Here is a 22,517-nt window from a genome sequence, read left to right on the forward strand (position 1 = left end):
GTGGACTATGTGGAGAAGATTATTGATCTGGTGGGTGATAGTACGGTTGGGAAAAAGGAGCCGATTGTGTGGGGTGAAATAGAGGAAGCGATGGGTCTGGCGCTTCCTGAGGATTATAAGATTCTTGCCTCTAAGTATTTTACCGTGAACTTGGGTTCTATTTCTCTGATAACTCCCCGTGCGGGAACCCCGGGCGATCCGGATCTGCTGGTTGCGACCAGGGAGAGTGAGGAAATTTTTAGAGAATTTCTTGCAGAGGATCCCTTTGTGGGTGATGTCCCGCAAAAAATGGATGGAACTCTACTAGAGGGTTATCCGAGGTTTCCAGATTTTTATCCGACGGTCCCCGGGCTGTTGAAGTGGGGTGACGACTTCATTGGTGATGAATTTTATTGGTATGTAGACGGACCTTCAAGTGAGTGGAAAATTTTGGCCAAGGAGCGTGATGGTTGGTGGTGTGAACATGAAATGTCTGTGAGTGAGTATATTTACAAGGCTGCGATCAGAGTTTTGGACTGTGAAATCGTGGCAAAGTCTTTTGATGATGAAAATCTATTTGTCGAATGGCCCTGGCCGAATGATTGATGATTGAGATTTTCTTATTTTCCCCTTGCTGTATGCAGCACCTGCTGTCCCGGTCCTATCTTCTTTGGTGTGCGCCCAGGTGCCTTCAAGACAGGGGTGGGTGGCGGTTGATGTGTTGCTGGGCTTCGGTGAGGTCGTGGCAGATGGCGACCTGCTGGTCCGGCATGGCGAGGGTGTAGATCGCTCCGAGCAGTCTGGGGTAGCGGGTGAGTACGAGCCCGCGGAGCGCGGCCTGGAGCCGCACCTGGTCGAAACGGGACCGGGGGAGAGCGCGGCGGCCTTTGGCGGGCTTGGGTGGATCGCCCACGGCGCTGGGGCTTTCAGGTGAAGACCGCGCGTACGGTGATCTGGTCTCCGGGGCCTTGGGTCCAGTCTCAGTAGGAGCACAGGGCGTCGAGTAGGCGCAGGCCGTTTCCGTTGGGCCGGAGCGGGTCCGGTGCGGGCACGGCCGGGAGGGTGGCCCGGTGTCCGGGGCGGGGGCCGTGGTCGGTGACCCGCAGGGTGATCCGGTGCCGGGTGCGTTCGATCTCGATGCGGACGGCGCCGCCGGACAGCCCCGAGGCGCTGTGGCGCTGGGCGTTCGTGGCGAGTTCGGAGACGGCGAGGGTGACGGGTTCGGCGAGTCCAGGCCGGGATCGGGTGGCTTGGGCGGCCCATCGGCGGGCGTCGCGCAGGTGTCGGGGGTCGGGGCCGATGAGCAGTCCCGAGGTGGTGTGGGTGCCGCACAGTCGGCGGGGGAGTGCTAGGGGCGGGACGGTGGGCCGCATGTGTTCTCACCTCGGTCTGTTCTGGGTGTTCTCGTCTTGGGGCCGGCCCGCCCCGGAGGAGAGCGGACCGACCCCGCCACCGGGCATTGCTCCGATGGCTCCCAGCCCAGGGGGAGGGGGCGGGAGTCGCCGCTTCGCGGATCGACAACGCCAGAATCCCCAAAGCCCGGGGGCCGGAACAGGCTTACGGTCCTTGGGGGGATTAGCGAATACCCCAGGTATTCCTCGGTGTACTTTTGTAGACTTCCTGAGTGCCTCCTGATCTGCTCAACACCGTGGCGAAGAACAAGAAAAAGGACATATCAGACGTCCGCTTTGGGCAAGCCGTCGCACGTATGCGCCGTAAGAGCGGTATGACCCAACTGAAGGTCGCCGGTAAACTCGGCTACTCCAAGGGCTTCATCTCGCAGGTCGAGTGCGGCTGGAAGCACCTGGACGCGTCGAAGGTCAAGGACCTCGATGAGTTCCTGGGAGCGGGAAAGCGCCTGGTCAGGCTCTACGAAGAGCTGTACGCGCCCGAGCGCCTGGACTGGCAGGAGCAGGTCCACGTCCTCCAGGCGGGCGCCGACCTCATCCGCCAGTACAGTTGCGTCCTCATCCCGGGGAACTTCCAGACCAAGGACTACGCCAGAGCCGTCTTCGCGGCGGGCGCCCCCTGGCTCAAAGAGCCGATGATCGAGGAGAAGGCGTCCACCAGGTTCGAGCGGGCCGCACGCGTCCTGGACGAAGACGGGCCGCAGTACCACGTGGTGCTCGACGACGTGGTGGTGCACCGGCCCGTGGCCGGGAACGCCGTCATGTGCGAACAGATCGACGCCCTCATCCGGCTCGCCACCACCGGCCGGGTGCAGATGCAGCTCTACCGGTGGGGGACTCTTCCGCACTCGGAGCCGGACGGCCCGTTCTCGCTGATAGCGTCACCTTCGGCTCCGGAAGTGCTGCACACCGAATCGGTTTATCTGGGCCAGACGACAGACGAACCGCACATGGTTCGTTCCTTTGTGTCCCTGTTCAGTAGATTGCAGGCGAACGCGCGGTCTGTACGAGATTCGGTGGACTACCTCCGACAGGTGAAGAGGAAGTACGAAGATGGCGAACCTGCCGTGGCACAAGTCAACCTACAGTGACGGGGCACACAACTGCGTAGAGGTCGCGGAGGGGCCGGTCACGGGCGTGCGCGACACCCGCAACCGCGAACTCGGGCACCTCGACGTGCCGGCCCGGGAGTGGGCCGCGCTCCTGGCCTCGGTGCGCGCCGGGCGCTGAACCACTCCCTGAAGCACCCGGAACCCTCCCTCCCCCCGCCGAACCCTGGGAACGGGTCGGGCCGGGCGCTCCACGGCGCCCGGCCCCGACACATCCCCTGGGATCAGACCTCGGTGACGACCTCGTCGTAGTCCAGGCGCGGCAGACGGTCGAACCAGGCGTCCGGTCCGGGCTTGCCGACGTTCATCACCACGAGCGGGCGCTGGGTGGAGTCCTCGCCGAAGAACTCCTTCCGCACACCGTCGGCGTCGAACCCGGTCATCGGGCCGGCGGCGAGACCGGCCGCCCGGACGCCGACGATCAGGTACGCGATCTGGAGGGCGGTGTTCAGCTCGGCGGTCGACTCGCGGGCCGCCACCGGCATCCCGGCGAAGTTGTCGCGGGCCTCGGGGAAGACCGGGAAGACCTTGGGCAGCTGCTCGTGGAAGTCGGAGTCCGCCGACAGGATGAGGGTGAGCGGCGCGGTCTGCGTCTTGGGGGCGTTGTTGCCGCCCATGTGCTTGACGAGGCGCGCGCGGGTCTCGGGGGAGCGCACGGCGGTCACGCGCAGCGGCTGGTTGTTCATCGAGGTGGGACCGAACTTCACCAGGTCGTAGACGGCCTGGAGCTGTTCGTCGGTCACCGGCTCGTCGGTGAAGCTGTTGGCGGTGCGCGCGGAACGGAACAGGAGGTCCTGCGCGTCCTTGTTGAGAACCAGTGCCTCGCTCATGTCTCAACCTCTGCGGTGCTCGTCTACTGCCTTGACCAGCGCGAACCGGGGTTCACGCATCACCGGCACCAACATGGTTGTCTAGGAAGACATTTCCTTTCGACGAATCTGTGCGCGGGCTCACTCCCGCGCGGCGCCCCGGCGCTCCTCGCGGGGCCGGGGGACCGAGGGGGTTCCCGGCGCGGACTCGGCCACCCACTCCTCCAACTGCTTGACGAACAGCCGGGCCTGGGTCGGCCAGTGGAAGGAGGACCGGGTGATCGCGTGCCCGGTGCGGGCCATCGCCTTGCGCAGGTCCGCGTCCTCGCGCAGGCGCAGCACCGCCTCTGCCGCCGCCGGAACGTCGTCGAAGGGCACCACCAGCCCCGCGGGACCCTCGTCGCGCTCGGCCACCAGGGTCGTGGCGATCGGGTTGGCCGTGGTCACCACGGGCAGGCCGTGCGCCATGTACTCCACGATCTTGGTCGGCATCGAGTGCCGGTAGTTCGGAGCGTCGTGCAGCAGGCTCACCCCGGCCAGCGCCCCGGCGCACATCCGCAGCGCCCGGTCGTTGGGGACGAAGCCGTACCAGCACAGCGCGCCCTCCTGCTGGGCCTCGCGCAGCAGGGGCCGCACGCCCGTGTCGGCGCCGCCGATCACGTCCAGGCGCACCCCGTGCGGCTTCAGGGTCCGGCCCAGCTCGACCAGTTCGCGGGCGCCGCGCGCCATCGAGACGTGGCCGAGGTAGACCACCCGGTCGTCGCCCGGCTCCTTGGCCGGGGCCAGGGGTACGTCGGTGGTGTTGGGCACCACCGGGTGGTCGCCGCGGAACCGCGAGCGGTACCCCTCCTCGGCCAGGAGCAGCTTCATCCGGCGCTCGGCGTAGCGCTCGAAGGCCCGCACCACCAGCCCCAGCGGACGCCGCAGCGGCCTGGGCACCCACGGCTTGGTGAGCAGGGAGGCCGCCGTGTCCTCGTGGACGTCCCATACGGTCACCGGACGTTTGGCGGGCAGCGCGAGGATGAGTTCGGGGTCGTGGAACAGGAGCAGGTCCGCCTTCGGGGCGTGCTCGGCCAGGGCCGCCCGCGCGGCGCGCAGGGAGTGCCGGCGCTCGCGGCCCGAGGCCCGGGGCACGTCCACGGCGCGCAGGTCCTCGCGCGGGGTGACGCCGCACTCCCGGAACGGGGCGATGTAGGTCACCTGGTGGCCTGCGTCGATCAGAGCGGTGATCTGCCGGTGCAGGATCCGTGCGTCCTCAGGGTGGTGCACCACCGTGGCCACGAGCGCGTGCATTGAACATCACCTACGAGTGTCACCGAATGGGGTCTTCTGACAAAGATGATCCGCTTCTCTGTGGCGGTACCAGCTTTCCGACACGGTATTCACCTGCGAAAACGGGGCGAAAAAGGCTCGATGGACACATGGGGGTGAATAGGTGAACCTTAGGTGGTCCGACGATGAACGTGAAAGGGCGCCCCGGTGAACGAAGGTGATCGTTCCTCGGGGCGCCCTGTGGGTCCGTGTGCCGTGGCCGTCAGAGGACGGAGACGTGCTCGGGGTCCGTGCCGACGCTCTCGCCGTCCTGGTCGCGGCGCAGCACGCCGCGGGTGTCCAGCAGCAGCCGCGCGCACTCCACCAGGCGCTTGGCCCGGTACTCCGAGTGCGCCGTGAGCAGGATCGTCAGGTCCGCCTCGGCCAGCGCCGCCTCCAGGTCCTCGGCCCGCTCCACGGCCCTGCCGTCCACCTCCCAGGACTCCACGTGCGGGTCGTGGTAGACCAGCTCGGCGCCCTTGGCCGCCAGCTTGGCCGCCACCGGGCGCGCCGGGGACTCGCGCTGGTCGGCGATGTCGGCCTTGTAGGTCACGCCCAGCAGCAGCACCTTGGAGCGCGAGAGCGCCAGCCCCGCCTCGTTGAGCAGTTCCTGGGCGCGCTGCACCACGTAGGACGGCATCCGCCCGTTGATCTCCTGGGCCAGCTCCACGAACCGGAACGGGTATCCCAGCGTCTTGACCTTGTACGAGAGGTAGTTCGGGTCGATGGGGATGCAGTGCCCGCCCACGCCCGGACCGGGGTGGAAGGCCTGGAACCCGAACGGCTTGGTCGCCGCCGCGCCGATGGAGTCCCACAGGTCCACGCCCAGCTCCTGGCAGAAGATCGCCATCTCGTTGACCAGGGCGATGTTGACGTGCCGGTAGGTGTTCTCCAGCAGCTTGGCCATCTCCGCCTCCCGCGTGCCGCGGGTGCGCACCACCGTGTGCACGAACCGGCCGTAGAAGTCGGCGGCGGCCTGCCCGCACGCCTCGGTGAGCCCGCCCACCACCTTGGGGGTGTTGGCCACCCCGAACGTGGCGTTGCCCGGGTCGATGCGCTCGGGCGAGAACGCCAGGTGGAAGTCGGCGCCCGCGATGAGGCCGGACTCCTCCAGCAGCGGCCGCAGCACCTCCTCGGTGGTGCCGGGGTAGGTGGTCGACTCCAGCACCACCAGGGTGCCGGGCGCCAGGTGGGAGGCGATGGAGCGGGCCGCCGAGCGCACCGCGCCCAGGTCCGGGCCGCCCTCCTCAGAGAGCGGGGTGGGCACGCAGATCACGATGGCGCGCGCCCGGCCCAGGCAGGCGGGGTCGGCGGTGGCCGTGAACCCGGCACCGACCATCGCGGCCACGTCGGCGTCGGAGAGGTCGTCCACGTGCGAGCGGCCCTGGTTGAGGCCCTCCACGACGGCCCGGTTCAGGTCCAGGCCCGTGACCGACAGGCCGGAGGAGACGGCCTCGGCGGCCAGCGGCAGGCCGACGTAACCGAGGCCGAGGACCACCAGGTCGACACTCTCCGCGGAGGTCTGTTCGGGTACGGAAACTGAGTTGGAGGCTGCGGCATCCACTTCGCGGTCACACTCGCATTCGTTTGGTGAACGGGCGCACTGATTCAAGGACAGCCTGGGAAGGTGGGGTGTCCAAGTGTAGACAGCCGCGGCCCTGACTTACGGGATTTGGCCCGGTTCGGACATTTTCCGAAGTAGGGTGCGGTACGCCTGGCCGTAGTGGTAGGCGGCTTGTGTCCACGTTCGGTCGGTTCCGACATGCTTCCGACCGGCGCTGCCGTATGAAGCCCGCTTTTCTCGACTGTAAGCGAGTTTTGTCAGTACATCAGCGAGTTGTTCCGATTCGCCAGCCGGAGTTAACTCCCCCGTCACCCCCGGTTCCACAATCTCTCGCAAAGCCGGGAGGTCGCTGGCCACCACCGGGAGCCCGCCGGCCATGGCCTCCACCGGCTTGAGCGGGGTCACCAGCCGACACACCCGCTCGTCTCGGCGCGGCACCACGAACACGTCCAGCGCCGCGTGGTGCCGCCGGACCTCACCGGCCGGCACCCGCCCCGGGAAGTGGGCGAAGCCCTCCAGCCCCAGCCGCCCGGCCCGGTCACGCAGCGCGGGCAGCTCGGGGCCGTCCCCGACCACGAGCGCGTGCACCTCCTCGCCGCGCCCGCGCATCAACGCCACCGCGTCCAGCAGCACGTCCAGCCCCTCGTAGCCGAAACAGCTGGTCGTGGTGCCCACCACGCAGGCGTCCGCACCGATCCCCAGACCGCGGCGCACCCCCTCACCCGAGGGAAGGGGGTCGAGGAACGACACGTCCACGGCGTTGGGGACCACGAGCAGGCGCTCGCGCGGCACCCCCCGCGCCTCGATGTCGGCACGCATCGCCTCGCCCAGCGTCACCACCAGGTCCGCGGCCCGCATGCACTCCGTCTCGCTCGCGCGCTCGGCCCGGTAGAACGCGTCGTCCACGCTGCGGGAGGGGTCCCGCGAGAGCCAGGACTCCTCCAGGAAGCCCCGCACCTCGTACACCACCGGAAGGTCGTACCGGCGGCCCAGCTCCAGCGCCAGCCGCGCGTTGTGGTGGTTGCTCGCCGCGTGCAGCACGTCCGGGCGCAGCGCCTCCACCAGCGGAGCCGCCAGCCGTAGTCCCGCCGCCAGCTCACCGCGCGCGTCGGCGGGCGCCGTCCACGGCAGCAGGCGGTGGTACTCGATCCCGTCCACGGCCACCCGGGTGCGCGGGTCCAGGACCCCCTTGGTGAGCGGGTACCCGGCCCGCGTGACCACGTGCACCTCCATCCCCGCCTCGCGCTGGGCCGTGGCGATGCGGTGCGTGCGCTGGGTGTACCCCGCGTTGGTGTGCGGGAGCGCGTTGGTCACCAGGTGGAGGACGCGCAGCCCCGCCCCGGGGGAGGCGGGGCCCCCTCCGCCACGTCGGCGTTCATCTTCCGAAGGCTCCGGTCGCCGAGCGTTCACCGTGTCGTCGGGTCGCGTTCGCGGGCCACGGGTTACCTTGATTCGGTGATGGTCAGGCGACGAGGACGTGGGGACCACGCGCCCCGTGGCCAGAGCCGTCCGATACTCAGCGGCGGTGCGGTCGCGCCCCTCCGGGATCTGTTCCACCAGATCACGGGCGGTGTCGGCGTCTCCCGCAGCCAGGGAGGCCGCCACCATGCGGGCCACGCGCCGCGGCGGTGCGCCCTGCGCGGCATCCAGGACCGCACGGCGGGCCTCCTCGCGCCGCCCCTGGTCCCAGAGCCCGTAGGCGCCCGCCAGGCCCCCGGTCCGGGAAGCCAGTGCGCGGGCGCCGCGCCGCAGCGGGCCGGGCGAGAGCCGCAGCGCCAGCAGCGGCAGCCGCGCGGGATCGGACCTCAGGTGTCGCCAGGCCAACGTAGCGGTGAACGTCAGCGCTCGTACCCACCGGGTGCGCGGGCGCGGAATGCGGGGTCGGGAAGTCTGGGTGTCATGCACGGTCAGTCACACAACCACGCGAACGTGACCAAGTGGTGACACCACGGCGACGCGCGTGGGACGGCTCGGGCAAGGAACCGGGCCGACCGGCCGCGCCGGACGCCGCTTCCGTTCCCGCACGACCGACCCGCCCCTCCACCGCGCCCTCCACGGGCGCACACCACCCCAACAGCAAGGACAAGTGAGAGTCGTGGCAACGAGCGCTCCCCTGGGGAGTCAGGACACCGGCATCGTGCACATCGTCGGGGCACGGCCCAACTTCGTCAAAGCCGCCCCCGTCGTCTCGGCCCTGCGTGAGCGCGGCGCGCACCAGGCGGTCGTGCACACCGGACAGCACTACGACGACCGCATGTCCGCCGTGTTCTTCCGCGACCTGGGCCTGCCCACCCCCGACGTCGACCTCGGCGTCGGCTCGGGCTCGCACGCCGCCCAGACGGCCGCGCTCATGGTCGGCCTGGAGAAGGAATTCACCGAGCGGCGGCCCGGCATGGTCGTGGTCTACGGCGACGTGAACTCCACGGTGGCCGCCGCCCTCGTCGCCGCCAAACTCCACATCCCCGTCGCCCACGTCGAGGCCGGGCTGCGCTCCTTCGACGACACCATGCCCGAGGAGATCAACCGGCGCGTCACCGACCAGCTCAGCGACCTGTGCTTCGCCACCAGCCCCGAAGCCGTCGGCCACCTGGCCGCCGAGGGGATCTCCCCCCAGCGGGTGCACCTGGTCGGCAACCCCATGATCGACACCCTCCTGGACAACCTCGACCGCTTCGACGCCGACGCCCTGCGCTCCCGGCTCGACCTGCCCGAACGCTACGTCGCCGCGACCCTGCACCGGCCTGCCAACGTCGACGACCCGGCGACCGTGGCCCGCCTCGTCGCGCGGCTGCACGAGATCGCCGACGGCACCGACGTCGTCATGCCCGTACACCCGCGCGGCAAGGCCGCCTTCGACCACGCGGGGCTGGGCGACCACCCGCGCGTGCGCCTCCTCCAGCCCCTGGGCTACCTCGACTTCGTCGCGCTGGTCCGCGGCGCCGCCGCGGTCGTCACCGACTCCGGGGGCGTCCAGGAGGAGACCACGATCCTGCGCGTCCCCTGCCTGACCCTGCGCCCCAACACCGAACGGCCCGTCACCATCACCCACGGGACCAACCAGCTCGTCACCGAGGCCGACCTCCTCCAGGCCCTCGCCAAGGTCCTGGACGGCCGCGGCCCCGAGCGGATCGGCGACGACGGCCCCCCGCTCTGGGACGGCCGGGCCGGGCACCGTATCGCCTCCGTCCTCGCCCAGTGGTCCAGGTGAGCACCGTGAGAGACGCCGATCCGACCAGAAGAGGTGGCAGACCGTGAAACGGCGAGAACAGAGCCAGACCGAACAGCTCAAGCAGGCTCTCACCGAACGCGAGGCCCAGCTCCAGGAGGCGCGGGCCCGGCTGGCGTCCCTGGAGGCGTCGACCTCCCTCCAGGTGGGCCGCGCGCTGACGTCCGCCGCCAAGCGGCCCGGCCGCTCCCTGGTCCGCCTGCCCCGCGACCTCTACCGCCTCTGGCGCCGCAGTGGTGAGAGCCGCCACGTCCAGCGTCGGCAGAGCGCCGCGCCGATCCGCTCCTTCGACGCCGAACGCCAGGAGGCCCGCCTGCTCACCGGCCTGGCCGGGTTCGGCGAGGAGCGCCTGGTCGCCGCCACCGTCGTGGGCCCCGAGGTCCAGGCCGCCGTCGAGCCCTACATCCGCTGCGTGCCGCTGCGCCCGCACGACGCCCAGATCGTCATGGACGGTGTGGACGTCGACCTCGTCCTCGTCTCCTCCTCGGCCGCCGGCGCCGGGTCGCCCTGGGCCCACGTCGGCGACCCCGCCACGGCCGACCGCACCCGTGCCCTGCACTGGGTCCTGGAGGAGGCGGCCGCACGCGGCGTGCCGACCGTACTCCTGGACGACGCCCCGGCCCCTCCCGCCCTGCGCGCACTGGGCTTCGACCGCGTCCACGACGGCGACGCCGGCGTGCCCCTCCACCTGTTCAACCCGGTCGCCGCGGCACTGGCGACGGGCACCCGGGCCGTGTACGTCCGCGCTCGCGAGGACGAGCCGGTCCCCGAGATCCTCGCCGACCTCGGGGCGCGGGTCGTCGACGCCGACGCCCCCGACCTGGCCGAGGCCCTGCGCGCCGCCAACGTCGCGGTGGTCGCCGAGGGCACCCCCGCCACCGAACGCCTCCGCCGCCGCGCCCGCGCCTGCGGGGCCCGCGTGGTCGGACACACCCCCACGCCGGGCCCCGGGGCGGAGGACCTCGCGGTGTCCGTGCCCCGGCTGCGCGAGGACGGGCCCAGCGCCTCGCAGCAGCGCGCGCTGCTGCGCCAGGTGTTCCTCGACGAGGCCACCCCGGTCCGCCTGGCCGCCGTCCTCGACGGCCTCGACGTCGCGCCGGGCACCGCGGGCGCCAAGCTGCCGCTGCGCGGCCGACAGGTGGCGGTCCTCGCCGAGCCCGAGGGGGAGGCCGACGCCGAACGCCTGGCCGCCGAACTCCTCGCGTCCCGGCTGCGCCCCGCCGAGGTGGTCGTCCCCGCCGCCGCGGCGGCGCTGGAGGGGGTCAGGCGCCTGCGCTCGGAGGGGGTGGCCGTCCGCACCGTGCGCGACGGGGCGCCCGGCACCGACCGGTGGGCCGTCCTCGCCGAGAGGGCCTCCTCTCCCTGGGCACACCCCTGGCGCGGTAATCTCACCGAACAGCGCCTCGCCGACCTGGTGTGCGCGGCGGAGTGCTCGGGCGCCGACGCGGTCGGCACCCCCGACACCGACGGTGAGCCGTTCGACGGGCGCGGCTACTTCGACCGCCCTACCGAGCAGTACGTCTTCGTCGGCTCCGTCACCCCGGAGCTGGCGCGGACCGGACTGTTCAGGCGCGGGTGGGACCCCCGGGAGTGGAACCGCCGGGGCGGACGGCTCCTGGCGCTGGGGCAGGACCACGGCGCCGGAGGCGACGACCCCGCGCACACCGCCGCCTCCACCGGTGTGGTCGGTTGACCCCCGACCGCGCCGAACGCCCCGCAGGGGCAACCCGAAAGCATCCGAAGGGAAGAACGTGAGTACACCTCCTCCGCGCGCACTCCTGTACGGGGACGTGGACCTCAACATCATCGACGGCTCCGCGATCTGGGCGCAGTCGATGGCGCAGGCCCTGGTCGCCGCCGGATGCCAGGTCACCCTCCTGTTGAAGGCGCCGGTGCGCACCGACCGCCTGACCGCGCCCCTCACCCGGACGCCCGGGGTCCGGCTGCTGCGGCCCTACGAGGACGAGCTCCTGCCCGACCTGGGGCCGCGCGGGCTCACCCCGGAGCAGGCCGTGGAGCTGATCACCCGCCAGGACGGCCGGTCGCGCTTGGACCTGGTGGTCGTCCGGGGTAGACGCCTGGCCGGGCTGGCCGCGCAGGAGGAGTCCCTGTCCGGGCGGCTGTGGACCTACCTCACCGACTTCCCGCACAGCGTCTCCGAGTTCACGGCCACCGCCACCGCCGAGCTCACCGACATCGCGCTGGCCTCCCGGTTCCTGCTCTGCCAGACCGAGGAGCTGCGGGCGTTCCTGGAGTCGTCGGTCCCCGCGGCCTGCGGCCGGTCCGTCCTGTTCCCGCCGGTGGTCGTGGTCCCCGACGGCGTGCGCGCCCAGGGCGAGGTGCACGCGCGCACCCGCCTGGCCTACACCGGCAAGTTCGCGCCCAAGTGGAACACCCTGGAGATGACCTCCCTGCCCGCCGAGCTGGAGCGGCTGGGCGTGGAGTCCGAGATGGTGATGATCGGCGACAAGATCCACGCCGACCCCGCCGACTGGGCCAAGCGGATGCGCAAGGCCCTGGAGGGCACCCCGGGCGTGGACTGGCGCGGCGGCATGTCGCGCGCCGACGCGCTGCGCCAGGCGGCCGAGTGCGACTTCGGGCTCTCCTGGCGCGACCCGTCGATGGACGCCAGCCTCGAACTGTCCACCAAGGTGCTCGAACTGGGGGCGCTCGGCCTGCCCGTGGTGCTCAACCGCACCCCCATGCACGAGGCGATGCTCGGCGCCGACTACCCGCTCTTCGCGGGGACGGACACCGCCTCGGTGGCGTCGGTCGTCGCCCGCGCCCACGCCGACCGCTCCGTCTACGCCGAGGCCGCCGACCGCTGCCGGGAGGCCGCCGCCGACCACGCCTTGGACCGCGCCGCCGAGCGCCTGCGCGCCTGCCTGGCCGAGGCCCTCCCGCCCGCGCCCGCCGGCACCGACCCCGAGCTTCCGCTCAAGGTCGTGGTGGCCGGGCACGACCTCAAGTTCTTCACCCGGCTGGCGGAGTACCTGGAGTCGCTGCCCGGACTCGACGTGCGCATCGACCAGTGGGAGGGGCTGCGCACCCACGACCAGTACCGCTCCCGCGAGCTGGCCGGCTGGGCGGACGTGGTGATCTGCGAGTGGTGCGGGCCCAACGCCCTCTTCTACGCCAAGTGGAAGCGCCCCGACCAGCGGCTGGTGGTGCGCCTGCACCGGTTCGAGCTCTACGCGGAGTGGCCGCGCAAGCTCGACATCGACAAGGTGGACGCGGTGGTGTGCGTCAGCCCCCACTACGCCGACCTCACGCGCGACATCACCGGCTGGCCCGACGACAAGGTGATCGTCGTCCCCAACTGGGTGGACGACGCGCAGTTGGACCGGCCCAAGCTCGCCGGGGCGGAGTACTCCCTGGGCATGGTCGGGATCGCCCCCTCGCGCAAGCGCCTGGACCGGGGGCTGGACGTGCTCGCCGAACTGCGCCGGATGGACCCCCGGTACACGCTGTCGGTGAAGACCAAGCAGCCGTGGGACTACTGGTGGATCTGGAACCGGCCGGAGGAGCGCTCCTACTTCGAGCGCGTCTACCGGCGTATCCAGCGCGACGAACTGCTCTCCCCGGCCGTGGTGTTCGACCCGTTCGGCCCGGACGTGGCCACCTGGCTGCGACGGGTGGGGTTCATGCTCTCCACCAGCGACGACGAGTCCTTCCACCTGGCGCCCGCCGAGTGCGCGGCCTCGGGCGGGGTCCCCGCCCTGTTGCCGTGGCCGGGGGCGGACACGATCTACGACCCGCACTGGATCCACGACGACGCCGTGGCGATGGCGGAGGCCGTCCACGCGACCGTGTCCGAGGGGCGGTTCGCCGAGGAGGCCGAGCGGGCCCGCTCGGAGGTGGTGTCGGCCTACGGGCTCTCCCGCGTGCGGTCCCTGTGGACCGAACTCGTGGTGAGCGGCAAGGTGCCGCAGTCGACGGAGTCGCGTTCGGTGGCCTGACCGCTCAGAACGGGCCGGCCATCTTCGTCAGCCCCTCCCCGCCGGAGGGGAGGAACAGGGCGAACGTGGTCGGATGGGTCTGCACCAGTTCGATGCGGGCGCCCTCGGCCTCGGCGATGTGCCGGGCCAGGGCCAGGCCCAGCCCGGTGCCGCCGCCGCCGCTGACCTCGCGGTCGAAGATGCGCCCGGCCAGCTCCTCGGGTACGCCCTCGCCCTCGTCGCTCACCTCCACGCGCACGGAGTTTCCGGTGAGCACGCGGCGGACGGTGACCGTGCCCGCGCCGTGCTTGTAGGCGTTCTCCACGAGGGTGGCGACGATCTGCGTGAGGTCGCCGGGCACGGTCATCGCGGTCAGCCCGTCCTCGCCCGCGAGCACCAGTTTCCGGCGCTCCTGCCGGAAGACGGGCTGCCACTCCTCGCGGACACCGCGGAGGACGGGGTCGAGTTCCACGGCCTCCACCTCGGGGTTCTGGCTCTTGCGGGCCCGCCCCAGCAGGCTCTCGACGGTCTCCACGAGGCGCTCGGTCTGGGCGAGGGCGGCCTCGCCCTCCTCGCGCACGGCGTCGGGGTCGTCGGCGACGGCGACGATCTCCTCCAGGCGCATGGTGAGGGCGGTGAGCGGGGTGCGCAGTTGGTGGGAGGCGTCGGTGGCGAAGTGGCGTTCGGTGGCGATCAGCCCCGCGATGCGCTCGGCGCTGCGGTCGAGCACCTCGGCGACCCGGTCGGCCTCGGGGATCCCGTAGCGGTGGCCCCAGGGGGTGGTCACGCCCGAGCCCAGGCGTTCGGCGGTCGCAGCCAGGTCGACCAGGGGCAGGGTGAGCCTGCGGGCCTGGAGCACGGACAGGCCGACGGCCACGCCGAGCGCCAGCAGGGACAGCGACCCGATGCCCAGCCAGGCGCGGAGCACGCTCTCCTGGGCGCTCTGCGCGCTGACCCAGATCTCGACGAGGGTGCCCTCCTCGGTGACGGTCTGGGCCATCAGGGTCTCCGGCCCCCCGGGGCGGCCCGGGGCGAGCGACGCCGGGCCGGACGTCACCGGTTCCTCGCCCTCGCGAGTGACGCGGATGTACCGGTTCGCGGATGTGGCGCCCAGGAGCGGGCGGTCGACGATGTCCTCGTGGCTGAGCTGGTGGTCGGCCTCCACGCCGACGACCTCGGCCTCGGACTGGAGCTGGCGGACGGTCTCGTTGTAGACGAGGTTGTAGGTGAGCGCGCCCAGGGGCAGCCCGAGCAGCATGATGGCGATGACGGTCACCACCAGGGTGGAGAAAACCATCCGCCTGCGCATGTCACCTCACGTTCGTGCGACCCGGGCGGGCGATGCGCGCCGAGCGCGTGGATCCGGCCCGCTCAGTCCCGCTCGAACCGGAATCCCACGCCCCGAACGGTCGTGATGTAGGACGGCTGGTTGGCGTCGTCGCCGAGTTTGCGCCGCAGCCAGGAGATGTGCATGTCCAGGGTCTTGGTCGATCCCCACCAGTTGGTGTCCCACACCTCGCGCATGATCTGCTCGCGTGTGACGACCTTTCCGGCGTCGCGTACCAGCACGCGCAGCAGGTCGAACTCCTTGGTGGTCAGTTGCAGTTCGCGGTCGCCGAGCCAGGCCCGGCGGGAGTCGTTGTCGATCCGTACGCCGTGGACGACCGGGACCTCGGCCCCGCCCCGGCGCAGGAGGGCCCGGACACGGGCGAGGAGCTCGGCCAGGCGGAAGGGCTTGGTGACGTAGTCGTCGGCCCCGGCGTCGAGGCCGACGACGGTGTCGACCTCGTCGGCACGGGCCGTCAGGATGAGGATCGGAGTCCCGTGACCCTCGGCGCGCAGCCGACGTGCCACCTCGAGCCCGTCCATTTCCGGCAACCCGAGGTCCAGGACCATGAGGTCTATGTCTCCCCCACGGGCACGGTCGAGTGTCTCAATGCCGTTGACGGTCACGTCAACCGTGTAGCCCTCGCGGCGGAGTGCGCGCGCGAGGGGCTCGGAGATCGAGACATCGTCTTCGGCCAGCAAAACGCAGGTCATGGTCCTGATCGTAGGTCCCGGGTCGTGCATTTCCCTATTATGCGCGCCGGATGTCCCAGGGTTGGTCGAAAATGCGCTATTCACATAACGGTCAAATGGTGATAAGCGTTATTTGTTTAATATTCTTTGCTTTCTCGTGATAAAACTGGGAAGCTGGTTCGCGCGTGGGCGGCCCGTCGGGGCCGGCCCCGGTCCGAGCATCCGAGGAGTCCTACGTGCACCCCCGCCACCCCGAACCCGGGCGCGGCTTCGGCCCCCCGCCCCACCCTCCCCAGGGGCCTCCGCCCCCTCCCGGCCCCACACCGCCCCAGCCGCCCCCGAAGCCCCCCGGTCGCTACGGGACCGGGACGGTGGCGGTGCTCGCGGTCATCGCCGTCCTGGCAGGCGGCTCCTTCCTCGGCGGCGGCCTCTTCCTCGGAAGGTCCGTGTTCGACGGCCCCGCCCAGGGGGAGGACGTCCCGTCGGCCCCGCCCTCCGCGACCCCTCCAGAGGAACCGACACCGGAGCCCGAACCGGAGCCGACGCCTTCCCCGGAGCCGACCCCCACTGAGGCGCCGGAGCAACTCATCACCGCCCCCGAACTGGTCGAGGAGCTCGATGGCGACTTCGACATCAGCGACCGGCTCAACATCACCGCGGACGTGTGCTCCACGGCAGAGGGCGAGCAGCCCGCCCCGCTCCAGTGCACGACGGCGATGGACACGAACCTCATGCGCGTCGTCGCCTTCGACGGCGCCGGCCTCGCCCTGCTGGCCGCTGCGGCACTGGAGGGGCGGGAGGACTCGGATCTCGTCGATGTGCGCAGCGCCTGCCACTTCGTGCTCCTCTGGTTCGACGAGGAGGGCGTGATGGGCCAGGAGGAGCGCGACGGCATGGTCACCGCCACGGAGGAGATCAGCGGCTGCTCCTGAATTCCGGCGGACCGGACCCGCGGTGGGGCGCACCGCCGGAGCGGCGCGCCTCTACCATGGACCCGTACGCCCGTCGACCCCTCGGAGGCCCTCCGTGTTTCCCTCTGGCCAGGACCCGTACGACCCGGACGGGGCGAGCGGCGGACGCGGCGGGCCGCCCCGCGGCGGGCTCTTCGGCTTCGGAGCCCACTTCGACGCCCTGCACCCCGACGCGCCCGCGCCGCGCAAGGTCGCGATCGTGCGCACCCTCATGTTCATCGGCGGCGCCTGCGGACTCGCCCTGTCCGCGATGTTCCTCATGGGGACGGCCATGCCCCCGGAGGCCGTGGACCAGGCGGTGGCCGAGCAGGCGGAGATCGCCGCGGACCAAGGCGTCGAACTCGCGGTCACCGCCGAGGCGATGCGCTCGGTGATGGCGGTCATGGCGGTGGTCACCGGTGTGTACGGCCTGCTGTCCACCTTCCTGGCCTCCCGCGTGCGGCGGCGCACGGTCGGCGTGTTCTGGGGCATCGTGGCCTTCCAGACGGCCGCCGCCCTCATCCTCGGCTGGGCGGTCCTCGGCGGGGACCTCCTGTCCCTGGTACCGCTGGGCTTCGCGGTCACCATGGCGGTGTTCATGTTCTCCCGCGAGGGGCGCGCCTACTACGGCCTGCTCTGACCGCTCAGCCCTCCTCGGCGCCCTCCTCGCGTCCGAACGGCCACCGCCCCGCACGGGCCGGCAGCGGCGGGCGCACCGCCACCTCGGTCCACCGCCGGGCGAGCAGGGAGCGCACCGACGCCGGACCGGGATCCCCCTCGGGCGGGCGCACCCCGCCCTCCCTGTTCTCCAGGCCCAGGCAGGCCCGCAGCAGCTCCCCGGACGCGGGGCGCTCGTCGGGGTCCTTGGCCATCGCCGCCGTCACCAGGCGCTCCAGCCCCGGCGGCAGGTGGTCCAGGTCGGGCTCCTCGAACATCACCCGGCGCGCCATCTCCTTGGGGTGGGCGTGCCCGAACGGGTCGTGCGCCGCGGCGGCGAACGCCACCGTCGCCCCCCACAGGAACACGTCCGCCTTCTGCGTGGTGGGCTGGCGCCCGTACTGCTCCGGGCTCATCCACCCCGGAGTGCCCAGCTTGTCGACCCGGTGCGCGATCCGCTCGTCGGACAGCGCCTCCGGCGACGGCAGGTGCAGGTCGCGGTAGGCGCGGCGCATCCGGCGCAGCCTGATCCACTTGGTGGGGTCGGGGTCCTCCACCGGGTGCGCGATACCGAAGTCCAGGATCTTGGGCCCCCGCGCGGACAGCACCACGTTGCTCGGCTTGAGGTCGCGGTGCACCACTCCGGCGTCGTGGACGGCCCGCAGCGCCTCGGCGGTCCCGGCCGCCAGGCCGAGCAGCATCCCGCCGCGCAGCCGGCCGAAGCGCTCCACGTGGCGGCGGAGTGTGGGACCTGGCACGTACTCGGTGATGATCCACGGCCGCTCGGCCTCGACGTCGGCACGGACGAACCGTGCCACCGACGGGCTGTTGACCCTCGCCAGGAGCCGCGCCTCGTGCGCGAAGCGCTCACGGAAGCGCCGGTCGTCCGCCTGGGCGGCGTGCACCACCTTCACGGCCAGATAGCCGCTCACACCGGGGGACTCGGCGGCGTAGACCGTCCCCATGCCGCCCGCGCCCACCCGGCCGCGGATCCGGTGCCCGCCGATGGAGCGCGGGTCGTCGTCTTCGAGGGGGGCGAGTCTGCGAATACCGCGTGCCTTCATCGCGTGGTCCGATCCGTGGGGGATGTGGTCCCGGGATCCTACTCCCTCCCCTCACCGCCGGGCCGGTGACCAGCGCGACTTCTCCGCCGGTCCGGACGGGGACGGACCGGCGCCGGGCACGGCCCGCGCGCACCGGGAACCACCGCGCCGCCGCGAGCATCCAAACCCGAACCGGAGTGGTACACATACAGCGGGATCGGTTGTCCTTCGCAATCCGAAAAGGGGCGCCATGGAGTTCACCCTCGCCGACGGCTCGACCGTTCAGGTCACGGCCGCGGCCTCCCGGGCACTGCACGAGGCGGCCCCGATCCCACAGCTCCCCGGCGTCCTGCGCCTGCGCAGCCACACCCCCGGTGAGGCGGTCCGGTCCCTGGCCGACCAAGGGCTCGCCACCCGGGACCGCCGGGTCCGGACCCTGGTGCTCACCCAGCGCGGGATCGGCCTCCGCAACCTGCTGGCCCACACCCCCGGCGCCGTGGCCGACGACATGCCGCGCCGCCTCAGCGTGCACCCCGAGGTCGCGGAGGGGACCGCGCGGCGGCTCGCCGAGGCCCACCGTGCCGGGCCCCGGTACCGGCCGAGCCGACCGCCCGCGCGGAAGGGGAGCGGCGCCGGCCAGGGGCTGTGGGTGCTCCTCGGCGTGTGCGGCGTGGGAGCGGTCGGCCTCACGGCGCTGGCGGCGATCGGCGCAATCGCCGCTGTCTTCCTCATCGTCGTCGTCACGGGTGTGGCGGTCGGCGGGGCCGCCGTCCTGCGGGGGATCGCCGCGCCGGTGTCCGGCACCACGCGGCAGGGCCCGGCCCTGGAACTCACCGACCGCGCGCGGGAGGACGACGCCCTCCTGCGCGACATGAGGGACTGGTACGTGGCCCCCGCCATGCTGGACACCCCGGCCCGCGCCCTCCTCGCCCGCGCCCAGGCCGCCGTCGACTCCGTGCTGGCCTCCTCCCTGCACAACCAGGGCCTGCTGCTGGACACCGTGCGCAACCGGGTCGTCCTGGCCGACGTGGAGTGGGGCCTGGCCGACAGCCTGCGCGGCCACACGCGCACCCGGCGCACGATGGCGAGCACCCCCACCCCGGGGGAGCACAGCCGCCGCGCCGCCGCCCGCGCCAGGGAGGCCCTGGAGGAGGACGCCGCCCGGGTGGAGGCGCGCGTGCGCGTGCTGGAGGACTACGCGGGCAAGGTCCGCGAGGCGGAGATGGAGCGCTACGACCGCCAGGCCGCCGCGCGGCTCGACGCCCTGGCCGTGGAGGCGGGGACCGACCACACGCAGCAGGACGACGCGCTCTCCGCCCTGGTCCAGGCCCAGGAGCTGGCCCTGCGGCTGGCCTCCCTCACCGGCGACGGGCTCGACGGACCGGCCCTGGAGGAGGGGCGCTGAGAGCGGCGGCGGTCCCGAACGTCGGTCCGCTCTGGCAGGCTCGAAGGGAGAGGAGGGACGTACATGACCCCCGAACAGTTCGTCGACGCCGCCCTCTGGTTCCCGGAGACGTCCGAGAGCGAGCCCTTCGGCCCCGGAGGCCTCGTCTACAAGGTGGCCGGGCAGAAGATGTTCGCGCTGCTCATGGACAGGAAGGCGGGACCGGCGGCCAACCTCAAGTGCGATCCGGCGCTCGCCCTGGAACTGCGCGACCAGTTTCCGGCGGTGACCCCCGGCTACCACATGAGCAAGCGACACTGGAACACCGTCCTCCTGGACGGGACCGTGCCCGACGACGAACTCGTGGAGATGCTGCGGCACTCCTACGTGCTCGTCGCCCGCAGCCTGCGCCGGGCCGACCGCGACCGCGTGCTCGCCGCCCTGGGCGACGGTGCGCCCGACATCTCGGACGCACCGGCCCAGGGAGGGCCCGCGGCGCAGAACGAGTGACCGACCGGGAAAGGTGACGAACCGGTGTCCGACACCCCCTTCCGCCCCTCCGTCGTCCAGGGCGTCCTCGAACGGATCACCTATGCCAACGAGGACAACGGGTACACCGTCGCCAAGGTCGACACCGGCAAGGGCGCACACGACCTCCTCACCGTCGTGGGCAGCCTCGCCGGGGTCCAGCCCGGCGAGGCCCTGCGCATGCAGGGCCGGTGGGGGTCCCACCCGCAGTACGGGCGCCAGTTCCAGGTGGAGGACTACACCACCGTCCTGCCCGCCACCGTGCAGGGCATCCGCCGCTACCTCGGCTCCGGCCTCATCAAGGGCATCGGCCCCAAGATGGCCGAGCGGATCGTCGGACACTTCGGCACCGACGCCCTGGACGTCATCGAGCAGACTCCCGAGCGGCTCATCGAGGTCCCCGGGCTCGGCCCCAAGCGCACCAGGTCCATCGCCGACGCCTGGGAGGAGCAGAAGGCCATCAAGGAGGTCATGGTCTTCCTCCAGGGTGTGGAGGTCACCACGTCCCTGGCCGTGCGCATCTACAAGAAGTACGGCGACGCGTCGATCGACATCGTCCAGAAGGAGCCCTACCGGCTGGCCTCCGACGTGTGGGGGATCGGGTTCAAGACCGCCGACACCATCGCCCAGGCGGTCGGCATCCCGCACGACAGTCCCCAGCGGGTGATGGCCGGGATCCAGTTCACGCTCTCGGAGTCCACCGGCGACGGCCACGTCTACCTGCCGGAGGAGCGGCTCATCTCCGCCTCCGTGAAGATCCTCGGCGTGGACACCGGGCTGGTGATCGAGTGCGTGGAGGAACTCGTCGCCACCGAGGGCGTGGCCCGCGAGACGGTCCCCGGCCCCGAGGGCGAGCCGGTGCGCGCCGTCTACCTTCTGCCCATGCACCGGGCCGAGATCGGCCTGGCCTCCGGCCTGCGCTCCCTGCTGGAGCACCCCCTGGACCGGCTGTCGGCCTTCTCCGGCGTGGACTGGGAGGTGGCCCTGGGCTGGCTGCGCGAGCGCACCCGGGTCGAACTCGCCGCGGCCCAGCGGGCGGCCGTGCGCACCGCCCTCACCCAGAAGGTGTGCGTCCTCACCGGCGGGCCGGGCTGCGGCAAGTCCTTCACGGTGGCCTCCGTCGTCACCCTCGCCGCGGCCAAGCGCGCGAAGATCGTCCTGGCCGCGCCCACGGGACGCGCCGCCAAGCGCCTCACCGAACTCACCGGGGTGGAGGCCTCCACCGTCCACCGCCTCCTCGAACTCCGTCCCGGAGGCGACGCCGCCTACGACCGCGACCACCCCCTCGACTGCGACCTCCTCGTGGTCGACGAGGCGTCCATGCTCGACCTCATCCTGGCCAACAAGCTCGTCAAGGCGGTGCCGCCGGGCGCGCACGTCCTGTTCGTCGGCGACGTCGACCAGCTCCCCTCCGTGGGGGCCGGGCAGGTACTGCGCGACCTCCTGGAAGAGGGGTCGCCCGTCCCCAGCGTCCGCCTCACCCACGTGTTCCGCCAGGCCCAGCAGTCCGGCGTGGTCACCAACGCCCACCGCGTCAACACCGGCGAGCGCCCCGAGTTCGAGGGCATGGACGACTTCTTCCTCTTCCCCTGCGAGGAGGCCGAACAGGCGGCCGAGCTCACCGTCGACGTCGTCGCCCGCCGCATCCCCCGCAGGTTCGGGCTCGACCCCCGCCGGGACGTGCAGGTCCTCACCCCCATGAAGGGCGGACCGGCCGGAGCCGCCCAGATCAACACCGCGCTCCAGGCCGCCGTGACCCCGCCCGGCGAACACGTGCCCGAACGCCGCTTCGGCGGCCGGATCTTCCGGGTCGGCGACAAGGTCACACAGATCCGCAACAACTACGAGAAGGGGGAGAACGGCGTCTTCAACGGGACGCTGGGCGTGGTCACCGGCCTCGACCAGGTCGCCCAGGAGGTGACGGTGCGCACCGACGAGGACGAGGAGATCACCTACGACTTCGCCGAACTCGACGAACTCGCGCACGCCTACGCCATCACCGTGCACCGCTCCCAGGGCAGCGAGTACCCCGCCGTGGTCGTGCCCGTCACCACCAGCGCGTGGATGATGCTCCAGCGCAACCTGCTCTACACCGCCATCACCCGGGCGAAGAAGCTGGTGGTCCTGGTCGGATCCCGCCGCGCGCTCGCGCAGGCCGTGCGCAACGCCTCCTCCGGCCGCCGGTTCACCTCGCTCGCGTACAGGCTGGAAAATCTGGGAAAGGTTTCCGTTTCCACCCCGGAAACCGACAGTGGTGACTAAGGTGGCGGGAGTTTCCCCGTTCCGCCCGGAACGGGACCCGGACCCCACCGGACGCCGGCGCTCTGCACACTCCCCTCGGAGAGCGACGGCACCCCGGGCACCGTTCCTCCCCTCTGCGGACGGTGCCCGGGCTGTGCTTATGGCTCCTCGCAAGCTCGGAGCGTGCTCGGGCGCCCCGAGGCCGGCGTCTTCGTCGTCGCTACCGCCCCTGCTCGTTCCTCGCAGCGGCGGAGACTCCTCCTGCAGACACCGGCGGCGCCCTCGCGCTCTGTGCTTATGGCTCCTCGCAAGCTCGGAGCGTGCTCGGGCGCCCCGAGGCCGGCGTCTTC

General features: G+C 71.5%; 20 protein-coding genes. 11 read left to right on the forward strand and 9 right to left on the reverse strand.

The window, feature by feature from the left end:
* Complete coding sequence (locus ACFHWE_RS12685) at positions 1-585, forward strand: hypothetical protein (RefSeq protein WP_416601407.1); 585 nt, start codon at positions 1-3, stop codon at positions 583-585.
* Positions 586-670: 85 nt separating this feature from the next.
* Here the strand turns inward: ACFHWE_RS12685 and ACFHWE_RS12690 are convergent, their stop codons facing one another.
* On the reverse strand, positions 671-892 hold the full coding sequence (locus ACFHWE_RS12690; protein ID WP_416601409.1) for a hypothetical protein: 222 nt from the start codon (positions 890-892) through the stop codon (positions 671-673).
* A 67-nt stretch (positions 893-959) separates the two neighbouring features.
* Positions 960-1,352: an ATP-binding protein gene (locus ACFHWE_RS12695; protein WP_416601410.1), complete on the reverse strand. Its 393-nt coding sequence runs from the start codon at positions 1,350-1,352 to the stop codon at positions 960-962.
* A 251-nt stretch (positions 1,353-1,603) separates the two neighbouring features.
* On the opposite strand from ACFHWE_RS12695, the gene ACFHWE_RS12700 reads away from it, so the two are divergent.
* Entirely contained in the window at positions 1,604-2,479 is an 876-nt protein-coding gene (locus ACFHWE_RS12700) for a helix-turn-helix domain-containing protein (RefSeq protein ID WP_416601412.1), read from the forward strand.
* Positions 2,442-2,618: a DUF397 domain-containing protein gene (locus ACFHWE_RS12705; protein WP_416601414.1), complete on the forward strand. Its 177-nt coding sequence runs from the start codon at positions 2,442-2,444 to the stop codon at positions 2,616-2,618. Before ACFHWE_RS12700 ends, ACFHWE_RS12705 begins: the two co-directional genes overlap by 38 nt.
* A gap of 103 nt (positions 2,619-2,721) precedes the next feature.
* On the opposite strand, the gene ACFHWE_RS12710 is transcribed toward ACFHWE_RS12705, so the two are convergent.
* The 4 genes from ACFHWE_RS12710 to ACFHWE_RS12725 form a co-directional block, all read right to left on the reverse strand.
* The gene (locus ACFHWE_RS12710) at positions 2,722-3,327 is read right to left on the reverse strand and encodes a malonic semialdehyde reductase (protein ID WP_416601416.1); all 606 of its coding nucleotides are present in this window, start codon (positions 3,325-3,327) and stop codon (positions 2,722-2,724) included.
* A 120-nt stretch (positions 3,328-3,447) separates the two neighbouring features.
* Positions 3,448-4,599, reverse strand: coding sequence for a glycosyltransferase family 4 protein (locus ACFHWE_RS12715; protein WP_416601417.1), 1,152 nt, complete (start codon positions 4,597-4,599; stop codon positions 3,448-3,450).
* A 241-nt stretch (positions 4,600-4,840) separates the two neighbouring features.
* Entirely contained in the window at positions 4,841-6,181 is a 1,341-nt protein-coding gene (locus ACFHWE_RS12720) for a nucleotide sugar dehydrogenase (RefSeq protein WP_416601419.1), read from the reverse strand.
* 99 nt (positions 6,182-6,280) lie between these two features.
* Positions 6,281-8,005, reverse strand: a complete 1,725-nt coding sequence (locus ACFHWE_RS12725; protein ID WP_416601421.1) for a glycosyltransferase family 4 protein — start codon at positions 8,003-8,005, stop codon at positions 6,281-6,283.
* A 271-nt stretch (positions 8,006-8,276) separates the two neighbouring features.
* Here ACFHWE_RS12725 and wecB point away from each other — a divergent pair, with 271 nt between their 5' ends.
* Genes wecB through ACFHWE_RS12740 form a run of 3 tightly spaced genes read left to right on the forward strand, consistent with a single transcriptional unit; the run spans position 8,277 to position 13,366 of the window.
* On the forward strand, positions 8,277-9,389 hold the full coding sequence (gene wecB, locus ACFHWE_RS12730; RefSeq protein ID WP_416601423.1) for a non-hydrolyzing UDP-N-acetylglucosamine 2-epimerase: 1,113 nt from the start codon (positions 8,277-8,279) through the stop codon (positions 9,387-9,389).
* A 43-nt stretch (positions 9,390-9,432) separates the two neighbouring features.
* Entirely contained in the window at positions 9,433-11,100 is a 1,668-nt protein-coding gene (locus tag ACFHWE_RS12735; protein WP_416601424.1) for a hypothetical protein, read from the forward strand.
* Between the two features lie 58 nt (positions 11,101-11,158).
* On the forward strand, positions 11,159-13,366 hold the full coding sequence (locus tag ACFHWE_RS12740) for a glycosyltransferase (RefSeq protein ID WP_416601425.1): 2,208 nt from the start codon (positions 11,159-11,161) through the stop codon (positions 13,364-13,366).
* Positions 13,367-13,370: 4 nt separating this feature from the next.
* On the opposite strand, the gene ACFHWE_RS12745 is transcribed toward ACFHWE_RS12740, so the two are convergent.
* Both ACFHWE_RS12745 and ACFHWE_RS12750 read right to left on the reverse strand, forming a co-directional pair.
* The gene (locus ACFHWE_RS12745; protein ID WP_416601427.1) at positions 13,371-14,654 is read right to left on the reverse strand and encodes a sensor histidine kinase; all 1,284 of its coding nucleotides are present in this window, start codon (positions 14,652-14,654) and stop codon (positions 13,371-13,373) included.
* 62 nt (positions 14,655-14,716) lie between these two features.
* Positions 14,717-15,385 carry a response regulator transcription factor gene (locus ACFHWE_RS12750; RefSeq protein WP_028648640.1) on the reverse strand — a complete coding sequence of 223 codons (669 nt, stop codon included), beginning with the start codon at positions 15,383-15,385 and terminating at the stop codon, positions 14,717-14,719.
* Positions 15,386-15,600: 215 nt separating this feature from the next.
* Between ACFHWE_RS12750 and ACFHWE_RS12755 the strand changes: the two genes are divergently transcribed.
* Both ACFHWE_RS12755 and ACFHWE_RS12760 read left to right on the forward strand, forming a co-directional pair.
* Complete coding sequence (locus ACFHWE_RS12755; protein WP_416601429.1) at positions 15,601-16,296, forward strand: hypothetical protein; 696 nt, start codon at positions 15,601-15,603, stop codon at positions 16,294-16,296.
* 94 nt (positions 16,297-16,390) lie between these two features.
* Entirely contained in the window at positions 16,391-16,954 is a 564-nt protein-coding gene (locus ACFHWE_RS12760; RefSeq protein WP_416601430.1) for a hypothetical protein, read from the forward strand.
* 4 nt (positions 16,955-16,958) lie between these two features.
* Here the strand turns inward: ACFHWE_RS12760 and ACFHWE_RS12765 are convergent, their stop codons facing one another.
* Entirely contained in the window at positions 16,959-18,035 is a 1,077-nt protein-coding gene (locus tag ACFHWE_RS12765; protein ID WP_416601432.1) for a serine/threonine-protein kinase, read from the reverse strand.
* Positions 18,036-18,264: 229 nt separating this feature from the next.
* Here ACFHWE_RS12765 and ACFHWE_RS12770 point away from each other — a divergent pair, with 229 nt between their 5' ends.
* The 3 genes from ACFHWE_RS12770 to ACFHWE_RS12780 all read left to right on the forward strand — a co-directional run bounded on the left by ACFHWE_RS12770 (position 18,265) and on the right by ACFHWE_RS12780 (position 22,188).
* Entirely contained in the window at positions 18,265-19,419 is a 1,155-nt protein-coding gene (locus tag ACFHWE_RS12770; RefSeq protein WP_416601434.1) for a hypothetical protein, read from the forward strand.
* 63 nt (positions 19,420-19,482) lie between these two features.
* Positions 19,483-19,908, forward strand: coding sequence for an MmcQ/YjbR family DNA-binding protein (locus ACFHWE_RS12775; protein WP_416601436.1), 426 nt, complete (start codon positions 19,483-19,485; stop codon positions 19,906-19,908).
* 24 nt (positions 19,909-19,932) lie between these two features.
* A complete protein-coding gene (locus ACFHWE_RS12780; RefSeq protein WP_416601438.1) occupies positions 19,933-22,188 on the forward strand; it encodes an ATP-dependent RecD-like DNA helicase in 2,256 nt (751 codons plus the stop codon).
* Positions 22,189-22,517: the final 329 nt, after the last annotated feature.

Origin of the sequence: Nocardiopsis sp. LOL_012 (assembly GCF_048060475.1) — a bacterium.
Classification (GTDB): domain Bacteria; phylum Actinomycetota; class Actinomycetes; order Streptosporangiales; family Streptosporangiaceae; genus Nocardiopsis.